This is a genomic window from Aquipseudomonas alcaligenes NBRC 14159 (genome assembly GCF_000467105.1).
Taxonomy (GTDB): domain Bacteria; phylum Pseudomonadota; class Gammaproteobacteria; order Pseudomonadales; family Pseudomonadaceae; genus Aquipseudomonas; species Aquipseudomonas alcaligenes.
Map to the genome: position 1 here is coordinate 36703 of NZ_BATI01000017.1, position 13968 is coordinate 50670.

Sequence of the window (13968 nt, forward strand, 5' to 3'; positions counted from 1 at the left end):
CGGGGCCTTGTGCGTTTACAGCCTGGGCGTCCAGACGAACCCGAGCAGTGCCGTGCGGCCTTCCTGGCGGTAGCCGTAGCGCTCGCCTTCGTGCTCGTACAGGGCGCGCTGGTAGTCCTTGTCCAGCAGGTTGTCGATCTTCGCTTCCAGCTTCAGCTCGCCGGTGGCCTGCCAGCTGCCGCGCAGGCCGAGCAGGCCGTAGCCGCCCAGTTCGTGCTGGTTGTCCGGGTCGTCGTAGCTGCTGCTCGCCAGCTGCCAGGTGGCGCCGACGGCGAAGGCACCGAAGGCGCGGTCCAGGTCCAGGCTGAGGGTGCGGCGGGCGCGGCGATTGAGGGTGTGGCCGCTGTCGCGGTCGCGCGGGTCGACGAAGGCGATGCCGAGCTGGCCCTGCCAGCCGAACAGCTCCTGCTGCAGGTTGGCCTCGAAGCCGTGGATACGGGCTTCGGCGATGTTCTGCGGGATGAAGTCCTGGTCGCTGGCGATCGCGTCCTCGATATCGGTGCGATACAGCGAGGCCTCCAGGCGCGTGCGCTCGGCCAGCTGGCTGCGCCACTGCAGCTCGTAGCTCTTCGAGTGCTCGGGCTTGAGGTCCGGGTTGCTGTAGTCCGGGTAGTAGAGGTCGTTGAAGGTCGGCGCGCGGAAGCCCTCGCTGTACGACAGCACCAGGTCATTGGCGGCGTTCAGCGGCAGGGTCAGGGCGCCGCTCCAGGTGTTCTCGCTGCCGAACTGCTCGTTCTTGTCGTGGCGCACGCCCAGCTCGGTGGAGAAGTGCTCGCTCTCATAGCGATGCTGGACAAACGCCGCCTGGTTCCAGCGCTGCTGCTCGGCGAAGGCGGTGTTGCTGTTGAGCTGGTCCTCGTACCACTCGCCACCCAGCAGCAGGCTGTGGCTGTCGCTCAGGGCCAGGGTGTTGAGCCAGTTCACCGAGTCGCGGTAGGTGTTGAACACGCCACGCTCGTCGCTCAGCTTGTCCAGGCTTTCCTCGCGGTTCTCGCTGTGACCGACTTCCAGGCGGCTGCTCCACAGGTCGTTGACCTGCGCGTCCAGGTAGCTGGACACGCTGCTGAGGGTGAAGTCGCTGTAGGGCTCCTGGCCGACCGACTCGAAGGTGGTCATGTCGAAACGGCCGAAGGGATTGTCGAACTCGGTACGGCCGCGCTGGTCGAGGACGTTGACGCCGGCTTCCAGGCTGTCGCTGAAGCTGTGGCTGAGGCTGAGGCTGAAGGCCTTGTTGCGGTAGGCGTCGTGGTCCTGGTCGGAGTCGTAGGAAGGGCCGGTACGGTCAATGCCGTCGGTTTCGTCGAGGCTACCGGCCAGGCTGAAGCGGGTTTGCGCGTCGCCGCCGGAGATGCCGGCGCTGCGCCGCCAGCTGGCATTGCTGCCGTAGCCCATGCGCACGAAGGGCTGCAGGCCCTCGCCGGCACTGCGGCGGGTGAAGATCTGCACCACGCCGCCAATGGCGTCGGCGCCGTACACCGCCGAACGCGGGCCGCGCAGCACTTCGACGCGTTCGATCTGGTCGACATTGAGGAACTGCAGGTTGCTGTCGCCGGAGCTGGCCGAGGCGATGCGCATGCCGTCCACCAGCAGCAGGCTCTGGGCCGACTTGGTGCCGCGGATATACAGGCTGGCCAGGCTGCCGGCGCCGTTGTCGGTTACCTGCACGCCGGGTACGCGGCGCAGTAGATCGCTGACCGAGGCAGGCTGCAGACGTTCGATGTCGGCGCGGGTGAACACGGTGCTCGCCGTGCTGCTGGCATCGCGCTGCTGCACGTCGCGGTTGGCGCTGATCAGCGTCTCGGGCAGCTTGAGCGCGGCGTCCTGGCCGGCGGCCAGCGCGAGACCGGCAGGCAGCAGGGCCAGGCTCAGGGCCGAGAGAGGCAGGGTGTGAGACAGTTTCATCGGGGTTCCTCAAAGACAAAGACTTCGAGGAGGGCAGAAAGCAGGCGCGCGGCTGCACCTGACGGTGCGGCCCTCCGCAACACCAGTCGAATCCGTCAGGCCGGTCTCCGGGCTCTCGATTCCGCTCCGCGCGCCTTCCCGGTTGACCCAGTGGCTGTTGCGCGGACCTGCAGCAGGGCTGCGATCGATTACCGTTGCGGGGGCAGCGCCGGGATTGCTCATGGAGCGCACCGGCTTCCCGATTATCGCCGGCATTGACCGGCGCACCTGGTGGATAACAAAACGCCGCGCACCTTAGTGCACGGCGTGTTGAAGCTCAAGCAAGTTTAGCGTGGCTTAGCTTGAACTTTGCTCAAGTTGCTGCAGGCGGCGACGGACGGCCGCTTCGATGCCGGCCTGGTCCAGGCCGCACTCGGCGAGCATCTGCGCCGGCTTGGCGTGCTCCACGTAGTAATCGGGCAGGCCCAGGTGCAGCAGCGGCTTGACCAGGTTCTCGGCGGCGAGGAACTCGCTGACCGCGCTGCCTGCGCCGCCCATCACGGCGTTTTCCTCGATGGTCACCAGCAGCGCGTGGCTGGCCGCCAGTTCGCGCAGCAGGGCTTCGTCCAGGGGTTTGACGAAGCGCATGTCGACCACCGTGGCATCCAGGCTTTCGCCCACGCGCAGGGCCTCGGCCAGCTGCACGCCGAAGACCAGCAGGGCGACGCCCTGGCCCTGGCGGCGCACCACGGCCTTGCCAATCTCGACACCTTCCAGGGCCGGGTCGATGGCCGCGTTGGGGCCGCTGCCACGCGGATAACGCACGGCTGCCGGGCCCTGGAAGTGGTAGCCGGTGGTCAGTAGCTGGCGCAGTTCGTTCTCTTCGCTGGGGGTGGCGATGAGCATGCCGGGGATGCAACGCAGGTAGGAGATGTCGAAGCTGCCGGCGTGGGTCGGACCGTCTTCGCCGACCAGGCCGGCACGGTCGATGGCGAACAGCACATCGAGGTTCTGCACCGCCACGTCGTGGATCAGCTGGTCGTAGGCGCGCTGCAGGAAGGTGGAGTAGATCGCCACCACCGGCTTGGCGCCGTCGCAGGCCATGCCGGCGGCCAGCGTCACCGCATGCTGCTCGGCGATGGCCACGTCGAAGTAGCGCTCGGGGAAGCGCTCGCTGAAGGCCACCAGGTCCGAGCCTTCCTTCATCGCCGGGGTGATGCCGACCAGGCGCGGATCTGCGGCGGCCATATCACACAGCCACTGACCGAACACGCCGGAATACTTGGGCCCGGACGGCTGCTTGGGCGCCACCGGGGCGTTGATCGGCTCCAGCTTGGTGATGGCGTGGTAGCCGATCGGGTCGGCCTCGGCCGGGGCGAAGCCCTTGCCCTTCTTGGTCACCACGTGGAGGAACTGCGGGCCCTCCAGGTCGCGCATGTTGCGCAGCGTGGCGACGAGTGTGGGCAGGTCGTGGCCGTCGATCGGGCCGACGTAGTTCCAGCCCAGCTCCTCGAACAGGGTGCCGGGCACCAGCATGCCCTTGGCATGTTCTTCGACCTTGCGCGCGATCTCCCAGGCGCCGGGCAGGCGCGAGAGGATCTTCTTGCTGCCTTCGCGCATGCTTGAGTAAGTGCGGCTGGAGATGATCTTGGCCAGGTAGTTGGACAGGCCGCCGACGTTCTTGGAGATCGACATGTCGTTGTCGTTGAGCACGACCAGCATGTTGGCCTTGACGTCGGAGGCGTGGTTGAGCGCCTCGAAGGCCATGCCGGCGGTCAGCGCGCCGTCGCCGATCACCGCCACTGCCTTGCGCTTGCTGCCCTGCAGGCGCGCGGCGATGGCCATGCCCAGCGCGGCGCTGATGCTGGTGCTGGAGTGGCCGACGCCAAAGGTGTCGTACTCGCTCTCGCTGCGCCGCGGGAAGGCGGCCAGGCCGTCCTTCTGGCGCAGGCTGCCCATGCGCTCGCGGCGGCCGGTGAGGATCTTGTGCGGGTAGGCTTGGTGGCCGACGTCCCACACCAGGCGGTCATCCGGCGTATCGAAGATGTAGTGCAGGGCGATGGTCAGCTCGACCACGCCGAGACCGGCACCGAAGTGCCCGCCGGTCTGCCCGACGCTGTACAGCAGGTACTGGCGCAGCTCGTCGGCAAGGCTTTCCAGCTCGCCTTCCGCCAGGCGACGCAGGCCGTCCGGGGTGTCGGCGCGGTCGAGCAGCGGCGTGGCGGGCCGCTCGCGGGGGATTTCGTGGAAGGTGGTCGGCATCAGGCAGATCGTTATAGGCGTACAAAAGATGCGGCAGTTTACCCGAAGCGCTGGGAACAGCCCAAACGACCTGTAACGCGATCAGACGGCGGGGTAGTGGCGACCGAGGAAATCCAGCAGCAGCGTGTTGACCCGCGGGCCGTCCTCGCTCTGTAGCCAGTGGCCGCAGCCGGGCAGCAGGTGCTGTTCCAGCAGAGGCACCTTGGCCGCCATGCGTGCCAGGGTCGGTGCCTCGAAGCGGCCGACCGGGTCGTGTTCGCCGAGCAGGAACAGAGTGGGCTGGCGCACCTGCAGTTCGGCCAGTGGCTCGGTGCGCTGCCAGTTGCGCTCGAAGTTGCGGTACCAGTTGAGCGCGCCGTAAAAGCCGCGGCCGGCGAAGGTGCTTTCGTAGATGGCGAACAGTGCGGGCGAGCACCAGGCCGGCAGCGGCAGATCGGCAAGGCCGTCGAACAGCTTGGCGTCTGCCGCCTTGTCGGCTAGCAGCGCGCCGCCCAGGCCGCCGAGCAGCAGGCGCAGGCTGCGGCCGATGTCGGCGTCCAGCTCGGCCTCGGCCAGGCCCGGTTGCTGGAAGTAGAGGATGTAGTGGAAGCGCCCGGCGTAGGCCGTGCGCATCATCTCGATGGCCGGACGTTTCGGGCGCCCGCCGAAGGGCACGGAGAGCGCGCCGAGCGCCTGCACCCGCGCGGGTTCCAGCAGGGCCAGGTGCCAGGCCACCGGCGCGCCCCAGTCGTGGCCGACCACGGCGACGCGGGTGTGGCCGAGGGCGTCCATGGCGGCCTGGATATCGCCGCACAGGGTCAGCAGGTCATAGGCGGCCGGGTCGCGTGGCGCGCTGCTCTGGCCGTAGCCGCGCATCTCCGGGGCGAATACCCGGTAACCGGCCTTGCTCAGCGCCTCGATCTGCGGATGCCAGGCGTACCAGCACTCGGGAAAGCCGTGCAGCAGCCACACCGGACGGCCATCGGCCGGGCCGGCGCTGTAGAGGCTGAGGTCGATGCCGTTGACTGCCAGCAGCTGATTCTCGATAGGCATGTCGTGCTCCTTACCAGGTGTCGACGAAGGGGCGCTTCTTGCCGCTGCGTGGCGCCGGTGCCGGCGTGGCATTGAGCCCGCGCAGCAGCCAGGCGCGGCTTTCGGCCGGGTCGATGACGGCATCGATTTCCAGGTAGCTGGCCATGTTCAGCGCCTTGCCGTTGTCATAGGCCTTGGCCACCAGCTTGTCGAACAGCGCCTGGCGGCTGGCGTCGTCCGCCTGGGCCGCCAGCTCCTTGGCGAAGCCCAGGCGTACCGCGCCCTCCAGGCCCATGGCGCCGAATTCGCCACTGGGCCAGGCGGCGGTGAACAGCGGCGCGTGGAAGCTGCCGGCGGCCATGGCCTGGGCGCCGAGGCCGTAGCCCTTGCGCAGCACCAGGGTGAAGAAGGGCACGGACAGGCTGGCAGCAGCGACGAACAGGCGCGACACATGGCGCACCGTGGCCTGTTTCTCCGCCTCCGGGCCGACCATGAAGCCGGGGGTGTCGCACAGCGAAACCATGGGGATATCGAAGGCATCGCACAGCTGCATAAAGCGCGCGGCCTTGTCGCTCGCCAGCGCGTCGATGGCGCCGCCGAGGTGGGCCGGGTTGTTGGCGATCAGGCCGAAGGGCTTGCCCTCGATGCGGATCAGCGCGGTGATCAGTCCCGGGGCGAACTGGCGGCGCAGCTCCAGCACGCTGCCGTGGTCGGCCAGCAGCTCGATGACCTTGCGGATGTCGTAGACGCGCAGGCGGTTCTCGGGGATTACATGGCGCAGCTCGCGTGGGTCGCTGCACTGCCAGTCGGCCAGTGGCCCCTGGAAGTAGCCCAGGTACTGCTTGGCTACCCGCACTGCCTCGGCTTCGTTGGCCACCAGCACGTCGATCACCCCGTTGGGGCCTTGCACGCTGGTGGGGCCGACTTCCTCCGGCTTGTAGCTGCCCAGCCCGCCGCCTTCGATCATCGCCGGGCCGGCCATGCCGATGGTCGCGTTCTGCGTGGCGATGATCACATCGCAGCAGCCGAGCAGCGCGGCGTTGCCGGCAAAGCAGCGGCCGGAAACCACGCCCACGGTCGGCACCAGGCCGGACAGCCTGGCCATGCCGACGAAGGTGTGACAGTCCAGCCCGGCCACGCCGACGAAGTCGGTATCACCCGGCCGGCCGCCGCCGCCCTCGGCAAACAGCACCACGGGCAGGCGCCACTGCTCGGCCAGGGCCAGCATGCGGTCGGTCTTCTTGTGGTTCATCACGCCCTGGGTGCCGGCGAACACCGTGTAGTCGTAGGCGATGGCCAGGCAGCGCGCGGCCTGGTCGCCGAACAGCCCGGCGTTGACCGTGCCGGTGCCGGCCACCAGGCCGTCGGCCGGGCTCAGCTCCAGCAGTTCTTCCGGCGAGCGCCGGCGACGCTGGGCGGCCAGGGCCATGGCGCCGTACTCGTTGAAGCTGCCTGCGTCGAGCAGGTCGGCGAGGTTCTCGCGGGTGGTGCGCTGGCCGGTCTTGCGCCGCTTGGCCACGGCCTCGGGGCGCCGCGCGTCGCTCAGGCGCGCGTGGCGTTCCAGCACTTCGGCGAGGTCGGCGCGGATATGTTCGAGGTCGCGGCTCTCCTCGCTGGCGCCGCCAGCACTGGCCACTTCGGCCGGCTCGAGGAACAGCAGGGGCTGGCCCTCGGCCAGGGCATCGCCGGGGGCGGCCGCCAGGGCGCGGACGATCCCGCTGCACTCGGCGCGCACTTCGAACTCCATCTTCATCGCTTCCAGCACGGCGATGACCTGGCCGGCGGCCACGGCGTCGCCCTCGGCCACCGCCAGGGCAACCAGCACGCCGCTACTCGGCGCGTTGCTGGCGAGGGTGCCGGGCGGCGCATCGATGGCCTTCCGCGTGCTGTCCTGCCCGCTGGCGCCGGCCGCGAAATAGCGGTGCGGGTGGGCTTCGCCGTGGGCGCCGAGCAGCTCGGCCAGGTGCTGCTCGATAAAGCGGGTATCGACGCGGTTGCCGATGACCTCTTCGCGCTGCAGCAGGTTCTGCAGCAGGTGCAGGTTGCTCGCCACGCCTTCCAGGCGGAATTCGCAGAGGGCGCGGTAGGCGCGGCGCAGGGCGCTCGGGTAGTCGGCGGCGCTGGCGATCAGCTTGGCCAGCAGCGAGTCATAGGCCGGGCTCACCGGGCAGCCTGCATAGCCATGGCCATCCACCCGCAGGCCGGGGCCGGAGGGCGGCTGGTAGGCGCTCAGCACGCCGGCGGCCGGGCGCGCGCTGCCGTCCGCGTGCAGGGTCTCCAGGTTGATCCGCAGCTGCACGGCGCAGCCCTGCACGGGCGGTGGCTGGCGCAGGCCGAGCTGCTCCAGGCTGCTGCCGGCAGCCAGGCGCAGCTGGGTGTGCAGCAGGTCGATGCCAGTGACCTGCTCGGTCACCGTGTGCTCCACCTGCACCCGTGGGTTGGCCTCCATGAAGTAGAAGTGCTCGCCCTCGAGGAGGAACTCGAAGGTGCCGATGCCGCGGTAGTTCACCGCGGCGGCCAGGCGCAGGGCACAGGCGATGATGGCGTCGCGAGTAGCGCTCGGCAGGTCCGGGCTGGGGGCGATTTCCAGCAGTTTCTGGTGGCGGCGCTGTAGGCTGCAGTCGCGTTCCCACAGGTGGCTGACCGTGCTGCCGTCACCCAGCACCTGCACCTCGATATGGCGGGCGCTGCGCACCAGTTGCTCGATATACAGCGCACCGTTGCCGAAGGCGTGCTGCGCCTCGGACTGGCAGCGCGCGTAGGCCTCGTCCAGCTCGGCGGCAGCATGAATCGCACGCATGCCGCGCCCGCCACCGCCCGCCAGGGCCTTGATCATCACCGCGCCATGTTCGGCCTGGAAGGCGCGCGCCTGCTCCAGGCTCACCGCCTGGTTGAGCCCGGCCACCAGCGGCGCGCCGCAACGCTCGGCCAGGGCGCGGGCAGCGGCCTTGTCGCCGAACAGCTCGAGCACCTCCGGCGCCGGCCCGACGAAGGTCAGCCCGGCGGCCTGGCAGCGCCGGGCGAACTCGGCGTTCTCGGCGAGAAAACCGTAGCCGGGGTGCACCGCCGTACAGCTCTGCTCCAGGGCGATGGTGATCAGCTGGTCCATATCCAGATAGGCCGGCACGCCACGGCCCTTGAGCGGCACGGCGAGGTCTGCCTTGCGCGTGTGCAGGCAGGGGCCGTCGTCCTCGGCGTAGACCGCGATCGAGCGGATGCCGAGGTCGGCACAGGCCTGGGCGATGCGGATGGCGATCTCGCCGCGGTTGGCGATCAGCAGGGAGGTGAAGGGCATGCGCACCGCTCCGGTGTCGTTCTTGTGATCCGCCATCTTAGGCAGTCGCGGCCGGCTACCGCAGCCAACTGTGCCGCGCCGAATACCGACCACTCAGGGTGGTTGATGATCCGTTGCACGATTTGTCCGAATCGGCCCTTGCCGGCCATGCGCGCGGGCAGTAGCAGTGACCTTTCGCCGCGTATCGCAAGGACCGCCATGAACGAATTGCTCCACAGCCTGGATTGGGTCTTGCCGTTGCGCAGCGACGAGCTGACCCCGCTGATGCGTTTCTTCACCCTGCTGGGCTACGAGAAGTTCATTCTGTTCTTCCTGCCGCTGGGCTACTGGGTCTGGCACCGTGGCGTGTTCCTGCGCCTGCTGGTGCTGGTGGCGTTCACCGCGCTGCTCAATGCCTGGCTCAAGGACTTCTGGCAGGACCCGCGCCCGCCGGTTGCCCTGCGCATGGATCATCAGGTGGGCGACAGCTTCGGTCTGCCCAGCGGTCATGCGCAGATCGCCATCGTCATCTGGCTGTGGCTGGCCTGGGAGCTGCGCCGGGCCTGGGCCTGGCTGGTCGCCGGGGTGATCGCGACGGGTATCATCTTCAGCCGTCTGTACTTGGGTGCCCACGATGTCGAGGACGTGCTCGGTGGCGCGCTGCTGGGTAGCGCTACGCTGCTGGTGTTCGAGTGGGTGCGCCGCTGGGACTGGTGGCGCGAGGCCCATGCCGGCTGGCATCTGGTGCTGATTCTGCTGGTGGCCACCTGCGCCTGGCTGAGCTGGCCGGGCACGGCACCCAGTTATGTGCCGCTGCTGGCGGGCATGTTGCTCGGGGTGCTGTTTGGCTATCGCCAACTGGCCTTTTCCGCCGAGGTGGTGCTGTGGCGCCGGCTGGCGGCCGCCGTGCTCGGCGCGCTGGCGTTTATCCTGCTGCAGAAGGGCTTGAAACTGGCCGGGGCCGCCTGGCCGTGGGAGCCGCTGGCCTGGCAGGGCCTGCGTGGCCTGGCGCTGGGGTTGTTCGTGGCCTGGCTGATGCCCTGGCTGCTGGTGCGCCTGGGCCTGCTGGCGGCAGTGCGGCGGGATGCGTCGGCGCTGCCGGTCGGCGCCGCCGTCTGATCTTCATGGGGCGAATGAAACTCGCGTTGTCTGTCGCGCGGGTTGCGCCCGCCCTACGCCGTATTTCGCCGGACCATGAAAAACGCCGGGTCGATGCCCGGCGTTTTTCGTGGCGGCGGCTTAGCTGCGTCGTTCGACGATGTAGCGGGCCAGCTCGCGCAGCGGTTCGGCGCTGTCACCAAACGGACGCAGGGCGTGCAGGGCCTGGTCGCGCAGTTCCAGGGCGTAGGCTTTGGCCGCCTCCATGCCGAGCAGGGCGGGGTAGGTGGGCTTGTGGTTGGCTTCATCCTTGCCCTGGGTCTTGCCCAGGGTGGCGGTGTCGCTTTCCACGTCGAGGATGTCGTCCTGCACCTGGAACGCCAGGCCGATGGCCTGCGCATAGTGTTGCAGCGAGCGCAGGGCCGGCTCGTCGGCGTTGCCGCTGGCCAGGGCGCCGAGCTGCACGCTGGCCTCGATCAGCGCCCCGGTCTTGTGCCGGTGCATGGTTTCCAGGGCCTGCTGGTCGAGCTGGCGGCCGACCGACTCGAGGTCGATGGCCTGGCCGCCGACCATGCCGGCCGGGCCGGCGGCGCGGGCCAGGCCCATGACCATGGACAGGCGCAGGTGGGCATCCGCCGGGTTGCGCCGGGCGTCGGCCAGTGCCTCGAAGGCCAGGCTCTGCAGGCCGTCGCCGGCGAGAATGGCGCAGGCCTCGTCATAGGCGATGTGGGTGGTTGGCTGGCCGCGGCGCAGGTCGTCGTCGTCCATCGCCGGCAGGTCGTCGTGCACCAGCGAATAGGCGTGGATCAGCTCCACCGCGCAGGCGGCGCCATCGGCGCGATCGAGATCGCCATTCAGCGCCTCGCAGGCGGCGTAGACCAGCAGCGGGCGCACACGCTTGCCACCGTTGACCACGCTGTAGCGCATGGCCTGGTACAGGCGCGTCAGCTCCTCGCGCGGGGCCTCGAACAGTTCGGCCAGGGCCGCGTCGACGCGCGCGGCGCAGCGCTGCTGGTATTCGCCGATCATGCCTGGTCGTCCGTGTCGAACGGGACTTCCTGCAGCTCGCCGTCGCGTTCGAGCAGTTGCTGCACCTTCTGCTCGGCCTGGGCCAGGGAGGCCTGGCAGTCGCGGGTCAGGCGGATGCCCTGTTCGAAGGCGCCGAGGGAGTCTTCCAGCGACAGCTCGCCGCTCTCCAGGCGCTCGACCAGGGTTTGCAGTTCGGCGAGGGAGGTTTCGAAGTCGGCGGCTTTCTTGCGGGCCATGTGCAGGGTCTCGGCGGGGTTGGAACGGGCGCGACACTAGCAGAGCGGCGCGCGGCGGGGCAAATGGACGGCCCCGCAACGGCGGGGCCGGTGATCAGAAGCGCAGCACTTCGCCGCCGCCCGGCGTCGGGCCGACCATGGGGATCTTCGGTCCCGGCTGCTGCGGTGCGCGCGCCGGGCGCTTGGGCGTTTGCGCCGGTTTGCTGGCCTCGGCTATCGGCTGATCGCGCAGCGGTTCGATGGCCGCGGCCAGTTGCTGGGTCAGCTGGCGCAGCAGACGGCTCTGTGCCTGTACCTGGTCGGCGACGGTGCCGCTGTGCGCCTCTTCCAGGCGCAGCAGGCGGCTGTCGCGCAGCTGGCCGTTGCGGTCGAGCAGGCGCCATTGCGCTTCCAGCACGGCCGGCAGCTGCGGGCCGGAGTCCAGGCGGATGATGTTCAGCAGCACCTGCACGTCGGCCTTGAACTCGGCATTGGTCGGGGCCAGCACGGTGCGCTGGCTGTCCAGGCGCGAGGCCAGCTGGCGCAGCAGCACCTGGTCGATGTCGGTGGCCAGGCTGCCGGCCCAGCGCGCGTCGTCGGCGACCAGCAGGCTGCCGTCGGTCTGGCGCTGCAGGAAGGCTTCGCGCTGCAGGTAGTCGGCGATCGACACCGGGCCGAGCAGCACGGCCACGCCCTGGGCCTGCGTCGGCAGCGGCGCGTTGCCGTTGTCCAGCTGGTAAAGCGGCACCGGCTGGTGCACGGTGCAGCCCGTCAGGCCGAGCAGGCCGGACAGCAGCAGGACGGAAACGAGGTACAGCGGTTTCATTCTCTCTACCCTGGGCCGCCGGGGCGGCCGGAAACGTGTGCGAAACGGCCGCGTATCATCCGTCAAAGCGCGTGCGGACTCCAGCTCAGCCGCCCGCTGGCAGCTTCTGCACGGCCTCGGCCAGGCGCTGGCCGAGGCGTTCGACCAGGCGGCCCTGGGCGGCGACCTGGCCTTCCAGGCTGCCGTCGTGCTCTTCGCGCAGCTGCAGCAGGTCGCCGGCACGCTGCTGGCCCCGGGCATCGAGCAGACGCCAGCGCGCCTCCAGCACCGCCGCCTGCTGCGGGCCGGAGTCCAGGCGGGAGATGTTGAGGATGATCTGCGCCTGGGCGCTGAAGCCGACGCGGTCCGGGTAGAGCGCCAGGTCGCTGCTGTGCAGGTGCGTGGCCAGGGTTGCGAGCAGCAGGTTGCCGATGTCGTCCTGCAGGCTGCCGGCCCAGCGCCCGCTGGCGCTGACGCTGAGGCGCTGATCGCTCTGCCGCTGCATCAGGTTCTCGCGCTGCAGGTAGTCGGCCAGCTGCAGCGGACCGAGCAGCACCGCCGGGCCGGCGGCGTTGGCCGGCAGCTGGGCAGCGGGCGCGGGCAGCTGGTAGAACGCCTGCGGCGTGCTGGCAGCGCAGCCGCCCAGCAGCAGAAGGGCCAGGGGTAGCAGGTAGCGGCTCATGGTTTGGGCTTCCCGAAGATCAGCGATTGTGGCTGCTGTTCCAGGCTTTCGGCGGTGCGTTGCAGCGCCTTGCTGGCGCGGCTGAGTTCCTGCAGCGTGCTGCCCAGCTGGTATTGCAGCTCGGATTCTGGTCCCAGGCTGCGACGGCTGTCGCCGAGCAGGGCGTTGGTCTGCTCCAGCGTCTGACGCAGGCCGGCGGAGGCCTGGCGAATCTCGCCGAGGGTGGCATCGAGTTCGCCGCTGCTGCGCTGCGCCGAGGCGAGCAGCGCCGGCAGCTGGGCGTCCAGGCGCTGGCTGAGACGGTCGAGGTTGGCCAGCGTGGCTGCCAGGCTGTGCAGGCCGTTGTTGAGGTCGTCGGAGCGGCTCAGGCGCTCGATGCCGCGCATGGCCTGGGTGGCCGAGTCGATCAGTTCGAGCAACGGTAGTTCGCGGATTTCGGCGACCAGATCATTGAGCAGGTTGGCCGCCTGGTCGATGCGCGACGGCACGCTCGGAATGGCCGGCAGCTCGAGCTCGTTGGGCTCGCGCACGTAGCCGGGGGTGTCGGGGAAGATGTCCAGCGCGACGATGGCCTTGCCGGTGAGCAGGCTGGGGGTCTGCAGCTGGGCGCGCAGGCCGCGCTGCACCAGCTGTTCGAGGACCTGGTCGAAGCTGCGCTTGCTGGTGGCCTGGCGCGGGTCGATGCGCAGGATCACCGGCATCACCACATCCTTGATGTTGCGGTCGTAGGACAGGCGGATTTCGCGCACGCTGCCGACCTTGACCCCGCGGTAGGTGACGTCGGCGCCGACGTCGAGGCCATCCAGCGCGCCCTTGAAGTACACCACGTACTCGCTGGGCTGGCTGAACCAGCTGTCCCGCGACAGCAGCAGGGTGCCGACGACCAGCAGGAACAGTCCGCTGAGCAGGAAGCTGCCGATCAGCAGCGGCTTGCGTGATTCACTCATGGGGCCTCCTTGGCCGGGTGCCGGCTGCGGCCGAGGAAGCGGCGCACCGCCTCCGGGCCGTGGGCGAGCAATTCGTCGGGTGGGCCGAGGGCCAGTTGGGTGCCGGCCTGGCCGTCGAGGAACAGGCAGGTGTCGGCGACGGCGAAGATGCTCGGCAGCTCGTGGGTGACCAGTACGATACTGGAGCCGAGGCTGTCGCGCAGCTGCAGGATCAGCTCGTCCAGGGCCATCGAGCTGATCGGGTCGAGGCCGGCCGAGGGTTCGTCGAAGAACAGCACCTGCGGGTCCAGCGCCAGCGCGCGGGCCAGTGCGGCGCGCTTGCGCATGCCACCGGACAGCTCGGCCGGGTACAGCTCGTCGCAGCCGCCAAGGCCGACCAGGGCCAGTTTGAGCGCGGCCAGTTCGTCCAGCTCGGCGCGGCCGAGGTTGGGGCGGTAGGTTTCCAGTGGCAGGCAGATGTTCTCGCGCAGGGTCATCGAGCCCCACAGCGCGCCGTTCTGGTAGAGCACGCCGAACTCCTGCTGCAGCTCGGCGCGGCGTGCCTCGGACTGCGCCCAGAACTCCTCGCCGTTGAACAGCATGCGCCCGGCCAGCGGCGCCTGCAGGCCGATCAGGTGGCGCAGCAGGGTGCTCTTGCCGCAGCCGCTGCCGCCCATGATGACGAACACCTCGCCGCGCGCGATGCGGAAGTTCAGGTCGCGCTGGATCACCCGCTTGCCGTAGCCGGCGGCGAGGTTTTCGGCGATCAGCACGGCATCGCTCAT

General features: G+C 69.3%; 11 protein-coding genes and 1 riboswitch. Of the genes, 1 reads left to right on the plus strand and 10 read right to left on the minus strand.

All coding sequences use genetic code 11. The features are described from left to right. Window positions 1-15 precede the first annotated feature (15 nt). The 4 genes from PA6_RS11095 to PA6_RS11110 all read right to left on the minus strand — a co-directional run bounded on the left by PA6_RS11095 (window position 16) and on the right by PA6_RS11110 (window position 8449). Window positions 16-1902, minus strand: coding sequence for a TonB-dependent receptor domain-containing protein (locus tag PA6_RS11095; RefSeq protein ID WP_021701013.1), 1887 nt, complete (start codon window positions 1900-1902; stop codon window positions 16-18). A gap of 81 nt (window positions 1903-1983) precedes the next feature. Next, a riboswitch (cobalamin riboswitch) is annotated at window positions 1984-2188 on the minus strand. 50 nt (window positions 2189-2238) lie between these two features. Then, the gene (dxs, locus tag PA6_RS11100) at window positions 2239-4143 is read right to left on the minus strand and encodes a 1-deoxy-D-xylulose-5-phosphate synthase (protein WP_021701014.1); all 1905 of its coding nucleotides are present in this window, start codon (window positions 4141-4143) and stop codon (window positions 2239-2241) included. A gap of 81 nt (window positions 4144-4224) precedes the next feature. Next, entirely contained in the window at window positions 4225-5175 is a 951-nt protein-coding gene (locus PA6_RS11105) for an alpha/beta fold hydrolase (RefSeq protein ID WP_021701015.1), read from the minus strand. 10 nt (window positions 5176-5185) lie between these two features. Continuing rightward, complete coding sequence (locus PA6_RS11110; protein ID WP_043216572.1) at window positions 5186-8449, minus strand: carboxyl transferase domain-containing protein; 3264 nt, start codon at window positions 8447-8449, stop codon at window positions 5186-5188. 198 nt (window positions 8450-8647) lie between these two features. Between PA6_RS11110 and PA6_RS22475 the strand changes: the two genes are divergently transcribed. Then, window positions 8648-9547, plus strand: coding sequence for a phosphatase PAP2 family protein (locus PA6_RS22475; RefSeq protein ID WP_021701017.1), 900 nt, complete (start codon window positions 8648-8650; stop codon window positions 9545-9547). A gap of 120 nt (window positions 9548-9667) precedes the next feature. Here the strand turns inward: PA6_RS22475 and ispA are convergent, their stop codons facing one another. The 6 genes from ispA to PA6_RS11145 form a co-directional block, all read right to left on the minus strand. Next, entirely contained in the window at window positions 9668-10555 is an 888-nt protein-coding gene (ispA, locus tag PA6_RS11120; RefSeq protein ID WP_021701018.1) for a (2E,6E)-farnesyl diphosphate synthase, read from the minus strand. Next, window positions 10552-10791, minus strand: coding sequence for an exodeoxyribonuclease VII small subunit (locus PA6_RS11125; RefSeq protein ID WP_021701019.1), 240 nt, complete (start codon window positions 10789-10791; stop codon window positions 10552-10554). Before PA6_RS11125 ends, ispA begins: the two co-directional genes overlap by 4 nt. A gap of 94 nt (window positions 10792-10885) precedes the next feature. Then, window positions 10886-11596 (minus strand): PqiC family protein, encoded by a 711-nt coding sequence (locus PA6_RS11130; RefSeq protein WP_021701020.1) that lies wholly within the window; start codon window positions 11594-11596, stop codon window positions 10886-10888. An 85-nt stretch (window positions 11597-11681) separates the two neighbouring features. Continuing rightward, the gene (locus PA6_RS11135) at window positions 11682-12257 is read right to left on the minus strand and encodes a PqiC family protein (protein WP_021701021.1); all 576 of its coding nucleotides are present in this window, start codon (window positions 12255-12257) and stop codon (window positions 11682-11684) included. Next, window positions 12254-13204, minus strand: coding sequence for an MlaD family protein (locus PA6_RS11140; RefSeq protein ID WP_021701022.1), 951 nt, complete (start codon window positions 13202-13204; stop codon window positions 12254-12256). Before PA6_RS11140 ends, PA6_RS11135 begins: the two co-directional genes overlap by 4 nt. Beyond that, window positions 13201-13968: an ABC transporter ATP-binding protein gene (locus PA6_RS11145; RefSeq protein ID WP_021701023.1), complete on the minus strand. Its 768-nt coding sequence runs from the start codon at window positions 13966-13968 to the stop codon at window positions 13201-13203. The genes PA6_RS11140 and PA6_RS11145 overlap by 4 nt, the downstream gene beginning before the upstream one ends.

What these genes read in the sequence shown, in the direction of transcription:
- PA6_RS11095 (WP_021701013.1), bottom strand. Translation starts at nt 1,902, where the DNA reads ATGAAACTGTCTCACACCCTGCCTCTCTCGGCCCTGAGCCTGGCCCTG.
- dxs (WP_021701014.1), bottom strand. Translation starts at nt 4,143, where the DNA reads ATGCCGACCACCTTCCACGAAATCCCCCGCGAGCGGCCCGCCACGCCG.
- PA6_RS11105 (WP_021701015.1), bottom strand. Translation starts at nt 5,175, where the DNA reads ATGCCTATCGAGAATCAGCTGCTGGCAGTCAACGGCATCGACCTCAGC.
- PA6_RS11110 (WP_043216572.1), bottom strand. Translation starts at nt 8,449, where the DNA reads ATGCCCTTCACCTCCCTGCTGATCGCCAACCGCGGCGAGATCGCCATC.
- PA6_RS22475 (WP_021701017.1), top strand. Translation starts at nt 8,648, where the DNA reads ATGAACGAATTGCTCCACAGCCTGGATTGGGTCTTGCCGTTGCGCAGC.
- ispA (WP_021701018.1), bottom strand. Translation starts at nt 10,555, where the DNA reads ATGATCGGCGAATACCAGCAGCGCTGCGCCGCGCGCGTCGACGCGGCC.
- PA6_RS11125 (WP_021701019.1), bottom strand. Translation starts at nt 10,791, where the DNA reads ATGGCCCGCAAGAAAGCCGCCGACTTCGAAACCTCCCTCGCCGAACTG.
- PA6_RS11130 (WP_021701020.1), bottom strand. Translation starts at nt 11,596, where the DNA reads ATGAAACCGCTGTACCTCGTTTCCGTCCTGCTGCTGTCCGGCCTGCTC.
- PA6_RS11135 (WP_021701021.1), bottom strand. Translation starts at nt 12,257, where the DNA reads ATGAGCCGCTACCTGCTACCCCTGGCCCTTCTGCTGCTGGGCGGCTGC.
- PA6_RS11140 (WP_021701022.1), bottom strand. Translation starts at nt 13,204, where the DNA reads ATGAGTGAATCACGCAAGCCGCTGCTGATCGGCAGCTTCCTGCTCAGC.
- PA6_RS11145 (WP_021701023.1), bottom strand. Translation starts at nt 13,968, where the DNA reads ATGAGCGATGCCGTGCTGATCGCCGAAAACCTCGCCGCCGGCTACGGC.